16 protein-coding genes and 1 pseudogene are annotated in these 18307 nt (G+C 71.7%); 13 read left to right on the forward strand and 4 right to left on the reverse strand.

Going from position 1 to position 18307, the window contains the following annotated elements; genetic code table 11:
* Positions 1-2: 2 nt before the first annotated feature.
* The gene (locus BBA86_RS02870) at positions 3-1595 is read right to left on the reverse strand and encodes a dolichyl-phosphate-mannose--protein mannosyltransferase (RefSeq protein ID WP_065570200.1); all 1593 of its coding nucleotides are present in this window, start codon (positions 1593-1595) and stop codon (positions 3-5) included.
* Between the two features lie 23 nt (positions 1596-1618).
* Between BBA86_RS02870 and rsmI the strand changes: the two genes are divergently transcribed.
* Entirely contained in the window at positions 1619-2449 is an 831-nt protein-coding gene (gene rsmI, locus BBA86_RS02875) for a 16S rRNA (cytidine(1402)-2'-O)-methyltransferase (RefSeq protein ID WP_065570201.1), read from the forward strand.
* On the opposite strand, the pseudogene BBA86_RS02880 reads toward rsmI, so the two are convergent.
* Positions 2439-2951: pseudogene (locus BBA86_RS02880) on the reverse strand (ABC transporter permease subunit); the annotation flags it as partial. The gene rsmI and the pseudogene BBA86_RS02880 overlap by 11 nt on opposite strands.
* Positions 2952-3032: 81 nt before the next feature.
* Between BBA86_RS02880 and BBA86_RS02885 the strand changes: the two are divergent.
* From BBA86_RS02885 to BBA86_RS02895, 3 genes are read left to right on the forward strand one after another with little or no spacing between them, the layout of a single operon-like run.
* On the forward strand, positions 3033-4046 hold the full coding sequence (locus tag BBA86_RS02885; RefSeq protein ID WP_065570202.1) for a LacI family DNA-binding transcriptional regulator: 1014 nt from the start codon (positions 3033-3035) through the stop codon (positions 4044-4046).
* 49 nt (positions 4047-4095) lie between these two features.
* Positions 4096-5664: a methionine--tRNA ligase gene (metG, locus tag BBA86_RS02890; RefSeq protein WP_065570203.1), complete on the forward strand. Its 1569-nt coding sequence runs from the start codon at positions 4096-4098 to the stop codon at positions 5662-5664.
* On the forward strand, positions 5661-6542 hold the full coding sequence (locus tag BBA86_RS02895; RefSeq protein WP_065570204.1) for a TatD family hydrolase: 882 nt from the start codon (positions 5661-5663) through the stop codon (positions 6540-6542). The genes metG and BBA86_RS02895 overlap by 4 nt, the downstream gene beginning before the upstream one ends.
* Here the strand turns inward: BBA86_RS02895 and BBA86_RS02900 are convergent.
* Positions 6521-7549: a LacI family DNA-binding transcriptional regulator gene (locus BBA86_RS02900; protein WP_065570205.1), complete on the reverse strand. Its 1029-nt coding sequence runs from the start codon at positions 7547-7549 to the stop codon at positions 6521-6523. The two genes, BBA86_RS02895 and BBA86_RS02900, sit on opposite strands and share 22 nt — an antisense overlap.
* Complete coding sequence (locus BBA86_RS02905; protein WP_065570206.1) at positions 7546-8817, reverse strand: glutamyl-tRNA reductase; 1272 nt, start codon at positions 8815-8817, stop codon at positions 7546-7548. Before BBA86_RS02905 ends, BBA86_RS02900 begins: the two co-directional genes overlap by 4 nt.
* 59 nt (positions 8818-8876) lie before the next feature.
* Here BBA86_RS02905 and hemE point away from each other — a divergent pair, with 59 nt between their 5' ends.
* The 9 genes from hemE to rsmA all read left to right on the forward strand — a co-directional run bounded on the left by hemE (position 8877) and on the right by rsmA (position 18218).
* On the forward strand, positions 8877-9998 hold the full coding sequence (gene hemE, locus BBA86_RS02910) for a uroporphyrinogen decarboxylase (protein WP_411267694.1): 1122 nt from the start codon (positions 8877-8879) through the stop codon (positions 9996-9998).
* The gene (locus BBA86_RS02915; RefSeq protein ID WP_223247013.1) at positions 9995-11344 is read left to right on the forward strand and encodes a protoporphyrinogen/coproporphyrinogen oxidase; all 1350 of its coding nucleotides are present in this window, start codon (positions 9995-9997) and stop codon (positions 11342-11344) included. Before hemE ends, BBA86_RS02915 begins: the two co-directional genes overlap by 4 nt.
* The gene (gene hemQ / locus BBA86_RS02920) at positions 11334-12020 is read left to right on the forward strand and encodes a hydrogen peroxide-dependent heme synthase (protein WP_065570208.1); all 687 of its coding nucleotides are present in this window, start codon (positions 11334-11336) and stop codon (positions 12018-12020) included. The genes BBA86_RS02915 and hemQ overlap by 11 nt, the downstream gene beginning before the upstream one ends.
* On the forward strand, positions 12017-13255 hold the full coding sequence (locus tag BBA86_RS02925) for a ferrochelatase (RefSeq protein ID WP_065570209.1): 1239 nt from the start codon (positions 12017-12019) through the stop codon (positions 13253-13255). Before hemQ ends, BBA86_RS02925 begins: the two co-directional genes overlap by 4 nt.
* Positions 13198-14166, forward strand: a complete 969-nt coding sequence (hemC, locus tag BBA86_RS02930) for a hydroxymethylbilane synthase (protein ID WP_411267687.1) — start codon at positions 13198-13200, stop codon at positions 14164-14166. The genes BBA86_RS02925 and hemC overlap by 58 nt, the downstream gene beginning before the upstream one ends.
* Positions 14163-14933, forward strand: coding sequence for a uroporphyrinogen-III synthase (locus BBA86_RS02935; RefSeq protein WP_065570211.1), 771 nt, complete (start codon positions 14163-14165; stop codon positions 14931-14933). The genes hemC and BBA86_RS02935 overlap by 4 nt, the downstream gene beginning before the upstream one ends.
* A complete protein-coding gene (gene hemB, locus BBA86_RS02940; RefSeq protein ID WP_065570212.1) occupies positions 14930-15925 on the forward strand; it encodes a porphobilinogen synthase in 996 nt (331 codons plus the stop codon). The genes BBA86_RS02935 and hemB overlap by 4 nt, the downstream gene beginning before the upstream one ends.
* Positions 15922-17226 carry a glutamate-1-semialdehyde 2,1-aminomutase gene (gene hemL / locus BBA86_RS02945; protein ID WP_065570213.1) on the forward strand — a complete coding sequence of 435 codons (1305 nt, stop codon included), beginning with the start codon at positions 15922-15924 and terminating at the stop codon, positions 17224-17226. Before hemB ends, hemL begins: the two co-directional genes overlap by 4 nt.
* Before the next feature lie 152 nt (positions 17227-17378).
* Positions 17379-18218 (forward strand): 16S rRNA (adenine(1518)-N(6)/adenine(1519)-N(6))-dimethyltransferase RsmA, encoded by an 840-nt coding sequence (gene rsmA, locus BBA86_RS02950; protein ID WP_065570214.1) that lies wholly within the window; start codon positions 17379-17381, stop codon positions 18216-18218.
* The last annotated feature ends 89 nt before the right edge of the window (positions 18219-18307 follow it).

The following is an 18307-nucleotide window of genomic DNA, read 5'->3' on the forward strand; positions in this document are numbered from 1 at the left end:
ACTCACACCCATCCGCGCAGCCAGTTGTGCATCCAGTAGAACTCCATGGGCACGCTGATCGCGGCCCACAGCGGGTACCAGAACACCGACACAGCGACGACGACCGCCGCCGTCGTCAGCACGATCCGCCGTCCCGCCAGCCGCGCTCCCGCCGCTGCGCGGCCGGAGCCCCAGAGTGCGCGGAGTGCGGAGGTCGCCGCCAGGAGCAGGAAGGGGAGGATCAGCACCGTATAGAACTGGAAGATCGTCCGCTCGGGGTAGAAGAGCCACGGCACGTAGGTGGCCCCGACACCGACGAGTACGATCCCCGTACGCCAATCGCGGGTCCGGATGCCGTGCACCGCGAGCCAGAGGACGGCCAGAACCCCGAGCCACCACAGGATCGGGTTCGGCATCGAGTACAGGATCTCGATGCAGCCCCGCGCGCTCACGCAGCCGTCGACGCCGTTCGCCGTATTGCCCACGTACATCGAGGTCGGGCGCAGCAGCAGCGGCCACTGCCAGGCGGGGCTCGCGTAGGGGTGCGAGGAAGTGATCTGAGCCGTCGCCGTGTAGATCGTCTCGTGGTAGTGCCAGAGGTTCTGCAACGGCAGGGGCACCCAGGACCAGAATCCCTGCGCGGGGGTGCCGTCGACCGCATGCCGTCCGTACCCGCCGTCGGTGCTCAGCCAGCCGATCCAGCTCGTCACGTAGACCACGACGGCGACGGGCACGAACGCGATGAACGCGACGGCGCCCTGGCGGACGGCATCCGCCGGCCAGAAGAAGACGCCGAGCCGCCGCCGCGCGAGGGCATCGCTGACCACGGCGTAGAGGCCGAGCGCCCCCAGCACCCACGCGCCCGACCACTTCACACCGCACGCCGCGCCGCCGGCGATGCCCGCCGCGAAGAGCCACGGGCGCCACCACAGCACCGGCCCCCACCACAGTGCACGACCTGCGGCATCCCGTCTCTGCATCGCCTGCGCGAGACGATCGAGATGGCGCCGCCGATCGACGAGGACGAACCAGACCATGAGCAGGACGAAGAGCGTGAGCAGGATGTCCAGGATCGCAACGCGGCTCATGACGATCGCGAGACCGTCGATCGCCATGAGTCCCGACGCGACCGTGCTGAAGACGATCGACCGGCTCAGCTGCCAGGCGATGGCGTAGAGCACGAGGACGGCGAGCGTGCCCGCGAGGGCGACGGCGAACCGCCAACCGAACGACGACGTCGGTCCGAACAGGGCCATGCCCGCGCCGATCAGGTACTTCCCGAGTGGCGGGTGGACCGCGAAGCTCGGTTCCGTGTTGTAGATGCCGGTCTCGCCGCCGGCGAACCGCTGGTCGGCGTCGTCGGGCCAGGTGGCGGCGTAGCCGAGGTTCCACTGGCTCCAGGCATCCTTCACGTAGTACGTCTCGTCGAAGACGATCGCGTGCGGGTGGCCGAGGTTCCACAACCGCAGGATGCCGGCGAGGACCGTCACGACCAACGGCGCCAGCCAGGACGCGGCGGGAAGCGTGTTCACTCGACGCAGCACAGCGTCCACGCGGGCATCGAGGCGGGGACGCGCCGGGAGCGGCGGCAGCAGCGGTTCCGCGGTCGAGCTCACGGCGACCAGCCTATGCTGGGGCGGTGCTGATCCTCGCCGCGACCCCGATCGGAAATCTGGGCGACGCGACCGGGCGTCTGCGCACCGCCCTCGAGGACGCGACCATCGTCGCCGCCGAGGACACCCGGACCACCCAGCGCCTCCTGCAGGCGCTCGGGATCGCGAACCGGCCGCGGCTCATCGCCCTGCACGACCACAACGAGAAGCAGCGCGCCGCCGAGCTCGTCGCACTGGCGGTGACCGAGGACGTCCTGCTGCTCAGCGACGCCGGGATGCCGACGGTCAGCGACCCCGGTTATGCGGTCGTCGCGGCCGCTGTCGAGCGGGGCGTGGACGTGACGGCGCTCCCGGGTCCGAGCGCCGTGATCACCGCGCTCGCGCTCGCGGGCCTGCCGACGGACCGCTTCACGTTCGAGGGCTTCGCGCCCCGCAAGGCGGGCGAGCGGCGGACGATCTTCGGTTCGCTCGCCTCCGAGGCGCGCACCATGGTCTTCTTCGAGGCGCCGTCCCGCCTCGCCGACACGCTCGCCGCGATGGCTGAGGCGTTCGGCACGGACCGTCGCGCGGCGGTCTGCCGCGAGCTGACGAAGCTGCACGAGGAGGTCGTCCGCGGCCCGCTCGGTGAGCTGGCGGAGTGGGCCGCCCAGGGTGTCCGTGGCGAGATCGTCGTCGTCGTCGAGGGAGCCAGCGTCCGCGCCGTCAGCGAGGACGACGCCGTCGCCCAGGTGCAGGCGCTCGTGGCCTCCGGCATCCGGTTGAAGGATGCCGCCGGCGAGGTCTCGCGGGAGACGGGGCTCCCCTCGCGAGACCTCTACCGTGCCGCCGTCGCGGCGAAGAAGCCGCTCAGCCCTTGACCGAGCCGGCCGTCAATCCGCCGACGATGTAGCGCTGCAGCGACAGGAACAGTGCGAGCACGGGAGCTGCCGCGAGGATCGCCCCGGCGGCGAAGAGTCCCCAGTTGCTCGCCAGCTGGTTCGAGACCCACTGGAACATGCCGACGGCGAGGGTCCAGTTGTCCTCGGAGACGAGGACGATTTTCGCGATGATGTAGTCGCCGAACGCCGCGATGGAGGCCAGGAGGCCGACGACGGCGAGGATCGGGGTCACCAGCGGCATGCTGAGGCGCCAGAAGATCTGGGCGTGCGTGGCGCCGTCGATCTTCGCCGACTCGTCGATCTCCATCGGGATCGTGTTGAAGAACCCGTACATGAGGAACGTGTTCACGCCCAGCGCACCGCCGAGGTAGACGCAGATGAGGGCGATCTTCAAGTTGAGCCCGAGGACCGGGAACACCTCGCCGAGGGTCAGCAGCATGAGGAAGATCGCGACGAACGCGAGTGCCTGCGGGAACATCTCGGGGTACTGCGCGAAGGCTCTGTCCGGTGCGGCGGCGATGCGGCTGGGACCGGTAACAGGTGCGGGGTATAGAGTCAGCGCGTGGTCCTCGCTTCCGAACGCAGACGTCCCACCATCCGCGACGTCGCGGAGGTCGCGGGAGTGTCGCACGGAACGGTCTCGCGCGTCATCAACGGCGGTCGCTGGGTGTCGGAGGAAGCTCGCATCGCGGTCGAAGAGGCGATTCAGGCGACGGGGTACACCGTCAGCCACGCGGCGCGCTCTCTGGCGACCGGGAGGGCGAACTCCGTCGCGTTCCTCCTGACCGAGCCGCAGCACCTGCTCTTCGCCGACCCCACCTTCGCCCTCCTGCTGCGCGGGGCCACGGAGGCCCTCGCCGCCCGCGACATGACGCTCGTCCTGCTCATCGCGGAGTACCCCTCCCAGTACGCGAACATCGAGCGCTACGTCCGTGCGGGGCACGTCGACGGCGTCCTGCTCATCTCGTCGCACGAATCGAACCCGCTGCTTGCCGCACTGACCGACGCCGGCGTCCCGACGGTGTGCACCGGCGTTCCGCTCGGCGACCGTGCGAACGTACCCACCGTCTCCGTCGATGAGGAGGCATCCGCTCGCGAGATGACGCGTCACCTCGTCGGCCGCGGGTACGAGCGCATCGCCATCATCACCGGCCCCGACGACACCCCCGGCGGACGCTACCGCTTGGTGGGCTTCCGGGACGAGATGGGCGAGCGCTTCGACCCGGCGCTCGTCGAACAGGACGTCTACTCGAGCGACGCCGGCGAGGCCGCCATGACCCGACTCCTCCGGCGGGCGCCCGACATCGATGCGGTGTTCGCGGCATCCGACATCATGGCCGTCGGGGCGATCGCGGCGCTCCGCAAGGCCGGACGGCGCGTTCCCGAGGACGTCGCCGTCGCCGGCTTCGACGACTCGGGTCTGGCGGCGACCACCGATCCACCCCTCACCACCATGCGTCAGCCGTGGACCGAGATCTCGCGCCGCATGGTGGAAGTCCTGCTCGAGGTCGTTGACGGCGGGCCGGGGCAGTCCATCGTCTTGCCGACGACCCTGGTGCCGCGCGCGAGCGCCTGACCCCGTCATGAACGACGGCGGCGCGCCGCGTCGCCCGTAGAATCTCCAGGTGACTTCCGGCGGCTCCTTCTACATCACCACCCCCATCTACTACCCGAGCGATCTGCCCCACATCGGGCACGGGTACACGTCGGTGGCGGTGGACACGCTCGCGCGCTGGCACCGACAGTCCGGCGATGACACCTGGATGCTCACCGGCACCGACGAGCACGGTCAGAAGATGCTCCGCGCCGCGACCGCGAACGGCGTCACGCCGCAGGAATGGGTCGACAAGCTGGTCGAAGAGTCGTGGTTCCCGCTTCTGAAGACCCTCGACGTCGCCAACGACGACTTCATCCGCACGACGCAGCCCCGCCACGAGGAGCGCGTCAAGCGGTTCGTGCAGGCGCTGTACGACAGCGGCTACATCTACGCGGGTGAGTACGAGGCGCTGTACTGCGTCGGCTGCGAGGAATTCAAGCCCGAGGCCGAGATCGTCGACGGCACGGGTCCGTTCGAGGGTCTGAAGGTCTGCGCCATCCACTCCAAACCCCTCGAACTGCTGCAGGAGAAGAACTACTTCTTCAAGCTCAGCGAGTTCCAGGACCGCCTGCTGGAGCTGTACAAGACGCAGCCCGACTTCGTCCGCCCCGATTCCGCGCGCAACGAGGTCGTCTCGTTCGTTCGCTCGGGCCTCAAGGACCTGTCGATCTCCCGCTCCGCGTTCGACTGGGGCATCCGCGTGCCGTGGGACGACTCGCATGTCATCTACGTGTGGGTCGACGCGCTCCTCAACTACGCGACGGCCGTAGGCTACGGCGACGACCCCGAGCAGTTCGAGCGGCGCTGGCCCGCGTACCACGTCGTCGGCAAGGACATCCTCCGCTTCCACGCCGTCATCTGGCCCGCCATGCTCATGGCTGCCGGCCTCGAGGTCCCCAAGGGCATCTTCGCCCACGGCTGGCTGCTCGTGGGCGGCGAGAAGATGTCGAAGTCGAAGCTCACCGGCATCGCGCCGACCGAGATCACCGACGTGTTCGGATCGGACGCCTACCGGTTCTACTTCCTGTCCGCGATCGCGTTCGGCCAGGACGGCTCGTTCTCCTGGGAGGACCTCTCCGCGCGCTACCAGGCCGAGCTCGCGAACGGCTTCGGCAACCTCGCCTCGCGCACCGTCGCCATGATCGGCCGGTACTTCGACGGCGTCGTGCCCACGGCCGGCGAGGCGGCCGAGATCGACCTGCGGGTGCAGCGGACGGTGGCGGACGCCGCGACCGCCGCGGACGCGGCGATGACGGCGTTCCGCCCCGACGAGGCGATCGCCGCCATCTGGCGGATCGTCGACGAGCTCAACGGCTACATCACCGAGAACGAGCCGTGGGCGCTCGCGAAGGAGGAGGCGAAGCGGGAACGGCTCTCGACCGTGTTGTATACGGCGGCGGAGGGACTCCGCGCCCTCGCGGTCCTGCTGTCGCCGGTGATGCCGCAGTCCACCGCGACACTCTGGGATGCCCTGGGCGCCCTTGGCGATCTGACCGCTCAGCCGCTCCGTGACGCGGGGACCTGGGGCCAGCTCCCCGCGGGCAGCCGAGTGAAGACCCTGGCGCCGCTGTTCCCCCGCGTCGAGCAGACCGCATGACCGACCCGAGCGGGTACGTCCGACAGCGCGAGCAGTCCGCGCGCGACGTGCGGTGGCCGGACCCACCCGAGCCGCTCCCGGTGGCGGTGTACGACAACCACACGCACCTCGAGATCGAAGACGGCGACGAGCCGCGCGGACTGGAGGAGCAGCTCGCCCTGGCGGCGGGCGTCGGTGTGGCGGGTGTCGTGCAGGCCGGTGGCGACATCGACTCCTCGCGATGGTCGGCGTGGGCCGCGGCATCCCACCCCGCTGTGCTCGCCGCCGTCGCCATCCATCCGAACGAGGCACCTGCATACAAGGCGGCCGGACGTCTCGACGAGGCGATCGCCGTCATCGACGAACTCGCCGGGCAGCCCCGCGTGCGAGCGGTGGGCGAGACAGGGCTCGACTTCTTCCGGACGGATGCCGCCGGCATCCCCGCTCAGGTGGAGAGCTTCGAGGCGCACATCGACATAGCGAAGCGGCACGGCATCGCGATGCAGATCCACGACCGCGACGCGCACGACGCGGTCCTCCAGACCCTGGAGCGCAGCGGCGCGCCCGAGCGCACGGTGTTCCACTGCTTCTCTGGTGATGCCGACATGGCGCGGTACAGCGCCGACCGCGGCTACTGGCTGAGCTTCGCGGGCAACGTCACGTTCAAGAACGCGCAGAACCTGCGCGACGCCCTCGCGGTAACCCCCCTCGAGCGGATCCTCGTCGAGACGGACGCACCGTTCCTCACCCCGACGCCGCACCGAGGGCGTCCGAACGCGCCCTACCTCGTTCCCGTCACCGTGAGATTCCTGGCGGCCGAACTGGGCGTCCCTCTCGACGAGCTGTGCGCTCAGATCGCGCAGAACACTCTCGAGGTCTACGGGGCCTTCACGGACTGAGTGGTCTGCGCGGCGACGAGATTCGCCGTCAGCGGCGGCCGCGTGGTCGCGCCGGCGACGAGTTCCCACGGCAGATCGACGACGCGCGGACCCTCGTCGAGGAGCGCCGCGGGCAGCGTCTCGAACATCGTCTCGGCGGCGAGGTCCGGTCGGATGCAGACGTGTGTCACGCCGAGCCGGCGGTTCACGGCGCAATCGGTCGTGCACAGCGCGACGAGCTGCACGTCGCGGGGGATCACGAGACGCATCTCCTCGAGCTGCAGGTAGACGTCGGGGCCGTCCTCGGCGCCCGCGAAGATCGCGTCGGCACCCTCGGCCAGAGCATCGGTCAGCAACCGGGGAAGCGTTCGCCGCGACGGGTCGACGGCGCGCACGATCGGCTCGCGTCCGCGCACCGAGCTCCAGATCTCGTAGGCGGCGCGCCCGATCTCGTCGCGGGGCTGCCGGCCGTCCTCGGTCAGGAAGACGATCCGCTGAGCCCCGGCGCGCTCGAGCTCGTCGAGCCCCGCCCGCACCGCGGCGTCGTACCCGGTGCGGATGCTGAGCCCGCGCGACCCGTCGACGAACTGGTCGTCGGCGACGATCGGGATGCCGCGGGCGATGGCCGCCTGCAGGAGCGGCTGGTTCCCGCGGGCGTCGGGGACGTACAGGGCATCGAGGGTCGTGCCCGAGATGAGGTCCGGGTTCGAATCGGGCAGGACGGTCACGGTGAAGCCGTGAGCGGCTGAGGCGCGGACCAGGGAGATGAGCTTGCGTGCGCGCTGCAGTTCGCCGCGCCGGTCCGCCTCGGGGTCGTCGACCATGACGAACCCGACGGTCATGGTCCGGCCGCTGCGCAGGGCCGCGGCGTGACGATTGGGCACGTACCCGAGTTCGGCGGCGATCGCCTTGATGCGCTCGCGCGTCTCGGGACGCATGCTGCCGCGGTCGTTGAGCGCCTGGCTGATGGCCGCCGTCGACACGCCTGCGGCGCGCGCGATGTCCTTCAGCGTGACGCTCGGGCTCACGGCTGTTCGCCCTCGTCCGGTGAGACGGTCTCCCGACTGCCCGGCAGGACCGTGCGGATGGCCTCCGCCCACTCCGTGCCGGCGCCCGAGGAGGCGAGCGTGTGGCCGCGGGCGATGAGCTGGTGGAGGAGGACGCCCGAGAAGTGACGCATGGCGGTCTCGACCTCGGGGGAGTCCCCGCGGCGCCGGGCGCGCGTGAGTTCCTCGTCGAGGACGCCATGGACGAACCCGCGGAGGTCAACGACCGACGGGGAGACCTCGTGCACGCGCCGGGCGGCGGCGTGACGCTGGGCGGCGGCCTGCACGATCTCGCGCGCCTGGCCGACGGTCTCGGCCTCGTCGACGGGGGCGTGGAGGCGGATCGTCTCGAGGTCGAGGAGTTCGACTCCGGGGAGGAGGGCGACTTCGGGGTCGACGTTGCGGGGCAGGCCGAGGTCGATGACGACCTGCGCCTTCGTGCTGCCGGCACGTGCCGTCGCGTGCGAGAACGCCTCGAGGGCGAACGTGTCGGTCGTCGCGGTACAGGTGACGACGACATCGGCCGCAGCGGCCTCGGCCGCGTAGTCCTCGACGCTCACATGGACCAGATGCTCGCGGTTGGCGAACCGCTGACGACCCGAACGGGAGTGCACGCGGATGTCGGTGGCCCCGACTGCCCGGAGGGCGGCGAGTGCCGCCGCGGCGTAGCGCCCGGTGCCGACCAGCAGGACGCGGGCGGTGCCCCAGTCGACGCGGGAACTCACGAGGTCGACCGCGAGACGGACGAGCGAGCGCCCGGACTCGCCGAGGCGCGTGGTGTTCTTGACGGCGCGCGAGGTCTCGGTCGCCCGCTGGAAGAGGTGCTCGAGGGGAGCGGTCGTGAGACCGCGCCCGCGAGCGGCCTCGAGAGCGCGGCGCACCTGGCCGGCGATCTCGTCTTCGCCGACGGCGACGGAGTCGAGCCCCGAGGCGACGGTGAACAGGTGGTGGGCCACCTGGTTGCCGTGGGCGAAGTCGACATTCTCCCGCAGCGACCGGTAGTCCATCTCAGCTGCACCCGCGATGGCCTCCATCGCGGCATCCATCGCGGGGACGGGCGAGGCGAGGTCGGGTTCCTCGGCGAGGTCGAAGTACGCCTCGAACCGGTTGCAGGTGGCGAGGACGACGGCGCCGCGCACCGAGTCGTGGACCGCGGACAGGCGCTCAGCGAGGTCGTCGCCGACCGTCGAGAGCCGCTCGAGCGAATCGAACGGTGTGGAGCGCTGATGCGCGGTCAGGCAGACGAGCACGGTGCGGAGAACCCCCTTGGATCGCGACTAGTATATCGATTAACCGATTCGAGGAGTTCATCATTCCCGGCCTCAGCCACCCTCTCGTCGCCGCACGCACCCGCGAGTCGCGACTCGTCCGCGCACTCCTGGGCGATCGCCCCGACATCACCCCCGTCTGGTTCATGCGCCAGGCGGGTCGTTCGTTGCCGGAGTACCGGGCGCTGCGTTCGCAGGGGACGATGCTCGAGGCCTGCCTCGACCCTGCGCTGGCGAGCGAGATCACGATGCAGCCCGTCCGTCGACACGGCGTCGACGCTGCCATCTTCTTCAGCGACATCATCGTTCCGCTCGCGCTCCTGGGTATCGACGTCGAGATCGCGGCGGGCCGCGGTCCCGTGTTCTCCGAGCCCCTCCGCACGTCCGCCGACATCGCCCGCGCGACGGCGATCGACCCGGCGCTCGTGACCGAGCGCGGGGAGGCGATCGCGGATGCCGTCGGTCGCACGACGGCGATGCTCGCCGATCTCTCCGAGGAGCGCGGCGAGCCGTTGCCGCTCATCGGGTTCGCCGGCGCTCCTTTCACCCTCGCGGCGTACCTCGTCGAGGGCGGCCCGTCGAAGGATCACCTCGCCGCGCGGCGTCTCATCCACGAGGACCCGGCGGCGTGGCGGGATCTGACGATGTGGCTCGCCGAGGTCACCGGCCGCTTCCTCGCGCTGCAGATCGAGGCGGGAGCCAGCGCCGGACAGCTGTTCGACTCGTGGGCGGGCGGCCTGAACCCCGACGACTACCGCTCATCGGTGCTCCCGGCATCCGTCGCCGCCCTGCAGCACGCCCGGACGCTTCCGCTTCCCGAAGGCATCGACCGTCTCCCGCTCGTGCACTTCGGGGTCGGTACGGGCGAGATCCTCGCCGACATGGCGACGCCCGACATCGACGCGCTCGGGGTCGACTACCGCGTGCGCCTGAGCGACGCGCGTCAGCGCATCGGTCGCGACCTCACGCTGCAGGGCAACTTCGACCCTGCTCTGCTGTTCGCGCCCGAAAAGGTCCGGACCGCAGAGGTGCACCGCGTCCTCGCGGACGGCCTCGGTGCGCGTGCGCACGTCTTCAACCTCGGTCACGGCGTCCCCATGGAGGCCGACCCCGATGCGATCTCGGCGGTGGTGCGCACCGTCCACGACTGGCGCGCGCCGTGACCCACGACGTCGTCATCGTGGGCGGCGGCATCGCCGGCCTGACGATCGCGTGGGAGCTCGCCCGTTCCGGACGCGACGTCGTCCTCGTCGAGGCGTCGGAGGACGCCGGCGGGATGCTGCGCCGCGGAACGGCGGCCGGTCTCGACGCCGACCTCGGCGCCGAGTCGTTCGCGACCCGGACGTCGGGCGTCGCCGACCTCGTTGCCGACGCGCGGCTTCCCGTCCAGCTCGTCGAGCCTGCTCCGGCAGGTGCGCACGTCGCCTTTCGGCGGCGATCCGGTCGGGTCGACCGGGCGCCCCTTCCCCGACGCGCTCTCGTCGGGATGCCCGCCGACCCGACCGCGGCTGACGTCGTCCGCATCATCGGCCGTGCCGGCGCGCGTCGGGCGGCGCAGGAGCACTCGATGCCCTGGTCGACGGGCCCCGAGCCGACGCTCGCCGATCTCGCCACGAGCCGGTTCGGAGTCCGGGTCACCGCCCGCCTCGTCGAGCCCCTCTGCCGCAGCGTGTACTCGCAGAGCGCCGACAGCGTGCGGCTGTCCTCCCTCCACCCCGTCCTCTGGGAGAAGGCGCAGGCGCTCGGCTCGCTGACGGCCGCCGTCGACGCGCTCGCGCCCGCCGTCCGCGCCGGGTCCGCCGTCCGCGGCGTCGAGGGCGGGCTCTGGCGACTCGCCGCCGAGCTCGAGGCGGCTGCGCTGCGCGCGGGCGCCGTCATCCGCACCGGCGCGCCCGCCCGTTCCGTCACAGCGACGACGGCCGTGCTCGACGGCGAGACCCTCGCAGCTCGCGCCGTGGTCGTCGCGACCGGGCCGAACGCCGCCGCCGGACTCCTGCAGGTCGAGGTCGCGCCGGCTCCGCCCGTGGGGCTCGTGGTCGCCGAGGTCGTCTCCGACGCGTTCGACGCCTTCCCCGTCGGGTCGGGCGTCATCGCCGCTCCCGATGTCGACAGTGCCGCGAAGGCGCTGACCCACGTCGACGCGAAGTGGGAGTGGGCCGCTGCAGCCCTTCCTGCCGGCACACACCTGCTCCGGCTCTCCGCCCGTGACGGCCGCCACCAGGAACTGACGGATGCCGCCGGTGCCGCCGCCGCGATCCGCACCCTCACCGGGGTCCGCCTCGCGCCGACCGATGTTCGGCGCGTCGTCCCCGTCGCCTGGCCCGACGCCGTGGCGACGCCGTCCGCCCGCGCGGCGGTCTCCGAGGCCGCGGCGACGCGCGGCATCCGACTCGCGGGAGCCGTCGCGGCCGGGACCGGGCTCGCCTCGGTGATCCCGCACGCCCGCGCACTCGCCACCCACCTGCTGTCCGCTCCGACCCTCACCGAAGGAGAACGTCATGTCCGCTGACGAGACGACCGATCCCGGCCTCGGCTACACCCTGTTCGCGATCCTCGCCGGGCCGCGGCCCCGCGCCAGCGCTCCGGCGCCGGGCGACCTCGACGACCTGCGTCGCGTCGCCGACGGGTTCGTCGCGGACGGCGTCACGCTCCGCGGGTTCTACGACGTCACCGGCATGCGGGCCGAGGCCGACCTCATGGTGTGGCTGCACGGCGAGGACCCTGCCGCCCTGCAGAAGGCCCTCCGGCAGCTGCGCCGGACCGCGGTGCTCGCCTCCTTCACCAACGTGTGGAGCGCGATGGGCGTGCACCGCGAGGCCGAGTTCAACAAGCGTCACGTCCCCGGGTACCTCCGCGGCGAGCACGCCCGCGGGTGGCTGTGCCTGTACCCGTTCGTCCGCAGCTACGAGTGGTACCTGCTCCCGGAGGAGGACCGCTCCCGCATGCTCGCCGAGCACGGCCGCAAGGGCGCCGTCTTCCGCGACGTCGTCGCGAATACGGTGTCGACCTTCGGGCTCAGCGACTACGAATGGCTGCTGCCGCTGGAGAGCGACGACCCCATCAGTCTGGTCGACATGATGCGGGAGCTGCGGGCCACGGACGCTCGTCGCCACGTCCGCGAAGAGGTGCCGTTCTACACCGGTCGGCGCGTGGAGATCGACGAACTGGCGGAGGTGCTCTCGTGAGTGCGCAGAACATCGGATCGGTGAACCCGGAGTTCCGTCCCAAGCCGCCGCGGGCGACCGGGGTGGTCGTCGCCGAGGGCGCTGTCATCCCGAACGCCACCGAGGGGGCGCGCGCGGGCGATCCGCACGCGACGACTCCCGTCGACTACGACGGCATCCTGCTGCTCGGCTTCGGCGGACCCGAGGGACAGGACGACGTCATCCCGTTCCTCCGGAACGTCACGGCGGGTCGCGGCATCCCGGATGAGCGCCTCGAGGAGGTCGCGCACCACTACCGCCACTTCGGCGGCGTGTCCCCCATCAACGAGCACAACCGCGAGCTGAAGGCGGCGCTCGACGCCGAGCTCGCCGCGCGCGGCCTGGACCTGCCGGTGTACTGGGGCAACCGCAACTGGATGCCCTACGTCACCGACGCGATCGACTCCGCCTACGCGGACGGTCGGCGGAAGCTCCTCGCCATCGCGACCAGTGCCTACAGCTCGTACTCGTCGTGCCGCCAGTACCGCGAAGACCTCGCGGACGCCGTCGAGGCGACCGGTCACCAGACCGATGTGCAGATCGACAAGGTTCGGCAGTTCTTCGATCACCCCGGCTTCGTCGCGCCCTTCGTCGACGGCATCCGGTCCGGCATCGCCGAGCTCGCCGAGCGCGGCATCACCGACCTCGCGAACGAGGTCGAGATCCTCTTCTCGACCCACTCGATCCCGACCTCCGACGCCGACCGTTCCGGCCCTCCCGAGCGCGGGTTCGGCCCCGGCGGCGCCTACGTCGCACAGCACCTGGCCGTCGGCGAGGAGATCATCTCGCGCCTCGGATTCCCGGGCGCCTGGCAGCTCGTCTTCCAAAGCCGGTCCGGCCCGCCGCAGGTGCCGTGGCTCGAGCCCGACATCAACGACGCGATGCAGGAGCTCCCGGGGCGTGGCCGCAAGGCCGTCCTCATCGTGCCGCTCGGGTTCGTGAGCGACCACATGGAGGTCATGTGGGATCTCGACACGGAGGCGATGGAAACCGCGGAGGAGCTCGGCCTCGTCGCCGTCCGCACCGCGACCCCCAGCACGCACCGGACCTACGTCGCCGGTCTCGTCGACCTCGTCGAGGAGCGGCTGAAGGGCACTCCGGCCGCAGAGCGCCCCGCGGTGACGGACCTCGGCCCCTGGTACGACGTCTGCCGTCCCGGATGCTGCGAGAACAAGCGGCTCGGCTTCCAGCCGGCGCTCTCGGGGGTCGCGCCGTGACCTCGCTCCGCTTGGGGACGAGGGCGAGCCTCCTGGCGACGACCCAGTCGCAACACGTGGCGGATGCCGTAGCCGCGGCATCCGGTCGCGACGTCGAACTCGTGCCGATCACCAGCGAGGGCGACGTCCTGACGGGTCCGCTCGCGCAGATGGGCGGAACGGGAGTGTTCGCGACCGCGCTCCGCGATGCGCTGCTGCGGCACGAGTGCGACTTCCTCGTGCACTCGATGAAGGACCTGCCGACGGCGCCGTACCCCGGCATCGTCGTGGGCGCCGTCCCGGTGCGCGCCTCCCAGCGCGACGTGCTGCACTCCCGCGACGGGCTGTCGCTCGACGAGCTGCCCGCCGGGTCGCGTGTCGGCACCGGATCGCCGCGACGCGTGGCGCAGGTGCTCGCGCGCCGGCCCGACCTCGTCGTCGAGGGCATCCGCGGCAACGTGGACAGCCGCCTCCGCAAGGTCGCCGACGGTCAGTACGACGCGATCGTCCTCGCCGAGGCGGGCCTGCGACGCATCGGTCGCGACGCCGCGATCACGCAGGTGCTCGACTGGCCGACGTCCGCCGCGCAGGGTGCGCTGGCGGTCGAGATCCGCGACGGGGATGCCGCCGTGGCCGACGCCGTCCGCTTGATCGAGGACGCCGACACGGCCCTCGCGGCGAATCTCGAGCGCGCCGTGCTGCGCCGGCTCGAGGCGGGCTGCGCCGCCCCCGTCGCGATCGACGCGGAGCACCACGGCGACGCCGTCACCCTCGTGGCCCACGTGTACGCCGAGGATGGGCGCCGGTCCGTGGTCGCTTCGCGCCGCCTCGACCCTCACATCGACCCGGATGCCGCCGCTGCCGACGTCGTCGCGGAGCTGCTCGAGGGCGGTGCCGCCGACCTCGCCGATCTCGCGGGGTCCTCGCGATGACGGGCGGCTTGCAGGGCGCTCGCGTCCTCGTGCCCCGCGCGGGGGCGTGGGGGGAACGCGTCCGCGCGGACCTGCACGCGAGGGGCGCGGAGGCCGTCGTCGCCCCCCTCATCTCGTCGGCGCCGCCGCGCGACACGGCCGCGCGCGATCGCGCGTTCACCGCCCTCGCCGACGGTGCGTACGCCTGGCTGTTCGTCACGAGCGCCGCCAGCGTGGAGCAGCTCCGCCAGCACGGCATCGTGATCCCCGCGACGACCCGGATCGCCGCCGTCGGTCGGGCGACCGCCCGTGCGGTCGCGGACGCCGGGTGGGAGGTCGACTTCGTCCCCGCCGGCGCCTCGTCGGCTGTGGCCCTGGTGACCCAGTGGTGCGCGGCCCGCACGCCCGCCATGACCGGTCGCGCCCTCGTCGTCCGGAGCGACCTCGCCCAGGCCGTCGTGAGCGACGAACTCGAGGTACGGGGCTTCGCCGTCGACGTCTGCATCGCCTACCGCACGATCGGCGTCGACCTCGAGCCCGCCGTTGCCGCGGGGCTCCGCTCCGGTGAGATCGACGTCGTCCTCCTCACGTCGTTGAGCGTCGGCCGTGAGCTTCGCCGGCAGGTCGGGGTCCTCCCGGCAACCACCCTCGTCGCCTCGATCGGTCCCGGTACGACCCGCGACGCCACGGCCCTCGGTTTCACCGTCGGTCACACCGCCCAGAGCCAGAGCATCGACGCGCTGATCGCCGAGCTCGACGCCCGCGTCCTTTCGGAGAAGTCCTCATGACCTCGTTCCCCACCCGCCGCCTCCGCCGCCTGCGCGGCACCCCGGCGCTCCGCCGTCTTGCGGCCGAGCACCACCTCGTTCCCTCGCAGCTGGTGCTGCCGGTGTTCGTGAAGGAGGGCATCGACTCCTCGCAGCCCATCGCGAGCATGCCCGGGGTGTCGCAGCATCCGCTCGACGCGATCGCCGATGTCGTCGATGAGGCCGCCGCGGCCGGCATCGGCGGGATCATGCTGTTCGGCGTGCCCGCCGTCCGCGATGCGGTCGGCAGCGGGGCCACCGACCCCGACGGCATCCTGAACCGGGCGATCGCGGTGGCGGCGCGCGCCGCCGCAGGGCGTCTCACGGTGCAGGCCGACCTGTGCCTCGACGAGTTCACCGATCACGGTCACTGCGGCCTGCTCGCCGCCGACGGCTCGGTCGACAACGATGCGACCCTCGAGGTCTACGCCGAGATGGGCGTCGCGCAGGCCCGCGCCGGAGCCGACGTGCTCGGCCTCTCGGGAATGATGGACGGCCAGGTCGCCGCGGTCCGCGCAGGACTGGATGCCGCGGGCTTCGCGCACGTGGCGATCCTCGCCTACTCCGCGAAGTACGCCTCCGCCTTCTACGGCCCGTTCCGCGACGCCGTCGAGTCGACCCTCCAGGGCGACCGCCGCACATACCAGATGGATCCCGCGAACGCCCGCGAGGGTGTTGAAGAGGCCCTCGTGGACATCGCCGAGGGTGCCGACGTCGTCATGGTCAAGCCTGCGATGCCCTACCTCGACGTGCTCGCGCGCGTCTCGGACCGTTCGAACGTGCCGGTGTGGGCATACCAGGTGTCGGGGGAGTACGCGATGATCGAGCATGCGTCCGCCGCCGGCCTCATCGATCGCGAGCGCGCCATCGGCGAGAGCCTCCTGGGCATCCGCCGCGCCGGCGCCGACGTCATCCTCACCTACTGGGCCGTCGAGGTCGCGCACTGGCTGCGCGCCGGGAAGGAACTCGCATGAGCCGCAACCAGGAGCTGTTCGATCGGGCCCGCGGAGTGATCCCCGGCGGCGTCGACTCACCCGTCCGCGCCTACGGATCCGTCGGGGGCACCCCGCGGTTCATGGTGTCGGCGCAGGGCGCCTACGTGACGGATGCCGACGGCCGCGACTACGTCGACCTCGTCGCCAGCTGGGGTCCCGCCCTCCTCGGTCACTCGCACCCCGCCGTGATCGAGGCGGTCGTCGAGGCCGCCCGTCGCGGACTGTCGTTCGGCGCGCCGACGGCGGCCGAGACCGAGCTCGCCGAGGAGATCCGCTCGCGCGTGCCCGCCGCGGAGAAGATCCGCCTCGTCTCGACCGGCACCGAGGCGACGATGACGGCGATCCGTCTCGCCCGCGCCGCCACCGGACGCGACCTGCTCATCAAGTTCGCGGGACACTACCACGGGCACTCCGACGGCCTGCTCGCCCAGGCGGGCTCGGGCCTCGCGACCCTCGCCCTGCCCGGCTCGGCGGGCGTCCCGGCGCCCATCGCGGCGCAGACCCTCGTCATCGGCTACAACGACCGCGCCGCCGTCGAGGAGGTGTTCCGCGCCCACGAGGGCCGGATCGCCGCGATCATCACCGAGGCCGCCGGCGCCAACATGGGCGTCGTGCCCCCGGCATCCGGTTTCACGGCGTTCCTGTCCGAGATCGCTCACCGGAACGGCGCGCTCCTCATCAGCGACGAGGTGCTGACCGGCTTCCGGTCCTCGCGCTCGGGCTATGGCGGAGTGCTCGAGGCGGCGGGGGAGCACGTCGTCCCAGATCTCATCGCGTTCGGGAAGGTCATCGGCGGCGGGCTCCCCGTCGCCGCCGTCGCCGGTCGCCAGGACATCATGGACCTCCTTGCTCCGACCGGTCCCGTCTACCAGGCCGGCACGCTGTCGGGGAACCCCGTCGCCGTCGCCGCGGGGCTTGCGACCCTCTCGCACGCCGACGACGCGGTCTACCGCACGCTCGATTCCGTCGCGCACACCGTCGCAGACGCGGCATCCGCCGCCTTGACGGATGCCGGGGTGCCGCACGTCGTGCAGTGGGCGGGGACGCTGTTCAGCATCTTCTTCGGCGAGTCCGTCGTGAACGGCGTGCCCGACTACGCGACGGCGACGTCGCAGGACGCCGACGCCTACGGCCGGTTCTTCCACGCGATGCTCGAGGGCGGCGTCTCCATGCCGCCCTCGGCCTTCGAGGCCTGGTTCGTCACAGCGGCGCACGACGACACCGCGACCGCGCGCATCGTCGACGCGCTGCCGTCCGCCGCGAAGGCCGCGCGCGGCTGAACGGGGTGCCGGGCGGCGAGGTCCGCGCGACGGATGCACGACGCGTCGCCCGGACCTCGTCCCGCCCGTCCCTCAGGCTCACTCCCGCACCGGCGGTCGTGCGTCCGTCACCGTGATCGGCGGCGCGAGGCCCGGCAACTAGGCTGGAACCCATGCCCGTCACCCTCCTCGGAGCCGCCGAGATCCGCGCCCTCGCCGCCGACCTCGACGTCACCCCGACCAAGAAGCTCGGGCAGAACTTCGTCGTCGACGCCAACACCGTCCGCAAGATCGTCACCGCCGCGCGCGTGAGCGCCGCCGATCGGGTCGTCGAGGTGGGGCCCGGCCTCGGGTCGCTGACCCTCGCCATCCTCGAGACCGGCGCCCCCGTCACCGCGGTCGAGATCGACCGCCGTCTCGCCGAGCGCCTGCCCGCGACCGCGGCCGCGCACGGCGTGCCCGACGGCGCGCTCACCGTCGTGGCCGAGGACGCCCTGCGCGTGAGCGAGCTCCCCGGCGAACCCGACGTCCTCGTCGCGAATCTCCCGTACAACGTCAGTGTGCCGGTGCTCCTGCACTTCATGGAGCACTTCCCGTCCATCCAGCGCGGCGTCGTCATGGTGCAGGCCGAGGTCGGCGAACGCCTCGCCGCGCCCTCCGGTTCGAAGGTGTACGGCGCGCCGAGCGTCAAGGCGGCCTGGTACGGCGCCTGGCGTCTCGCCGGCACGGTCTCGCGTCAGGTGTTCTGGCCCGTCCCCAACGTCGACAGCGTCCTCGTCGGCTTCGAACGGGATGCCGCGGCCCGCGGCACCGAGGAGGAGCGTCTCCGCACCTTCGCGATCGTCGACGCGGCGTTCCAGCAGCGGCGCAAGATGCTCCGCCAGGCGCTCTCCACCGTCCTCGGCGGTTCGTCCGGCGCAGCCAGCGAGGTGCTCGATCGCGCCGGCGTGGCACCCACGGCGCGCGGCGAGGAACTCACGATCGAGGACTTCGTCCGCATCGCCCGCGCCTGAGCGCCCGGCATCCGTCATCTGCTCCCGGGGTGACGCGCGTCTCCGTTCTCAGCGAGTTCGCGCGTCGTTCATCACGGGTTCCCGAAACA

The sequence above is a fragment of the Microbacterium oleivorans genome, assembly GCF_001691565.1.
In the GTDB taxonomy this organism is placed as follows: domain Bacteria; phylum Actinomycetota; class Actinomycetes; order Actinomycetales; family Microbacteriaceae; genus Microbacterium; species Microbacterium oleivorans_B.

What these genes read in the sequence shown, in the direction of transcription:
- BBA86_RS02895 (WP_065570204.1), top strand. Translation starts at nt 5,661, where the DNA reads ATGACCGACCCGAGCGGGTACGTCCGACAGCGCGAGCAGTCCGCGCGC.
- hemQ (WP_065570208.1), top strand. Translation starts at nt 11,334, where the DNA reads ATGTCCGCTGACGAGACGACCGATCCCGGCCTCGGCTACACCCTGTTC.
- hemC (WP_411267687.1), top strand. Translation starts at nt 13,198, where the DNA reads ATGCTGCGAGAACAAGCGGCTCGGCTTCCAGCCGGCGCTCTCGGGGGT.
- BBA86_RS02935 (WP_065570211.1), top strand. Translation starts at nt 14,163, where the DNA reads ATGACGGGCGGCTTGCAGGGCGCTCGCGTCCTCGTGCCCCGCGCGGGG.
- hemB (WP_065570212.1), top strand. Translation starts at nt 14,930, where the DNA reads ATGACCTCGTTCCCCACCCGCCGCCTCCGCCGCCTGCGCGGCACCCCG.
- hemL (WP_065570213.1), top strand. Translation starts at nt 15,922, where the DNA reads ATGAGCCGCAACCAGGAGCTGTTCGATCGGGCCCGCGGAGTGATCCCC.
- rsmA (WP_065570214.1), top strand. Translation starts at nt 17,379, where the DNA reads ATGCCCGTCACCCTCCTCGGAGCCGCCGAGATCCGCGCCCTCGCCGCC.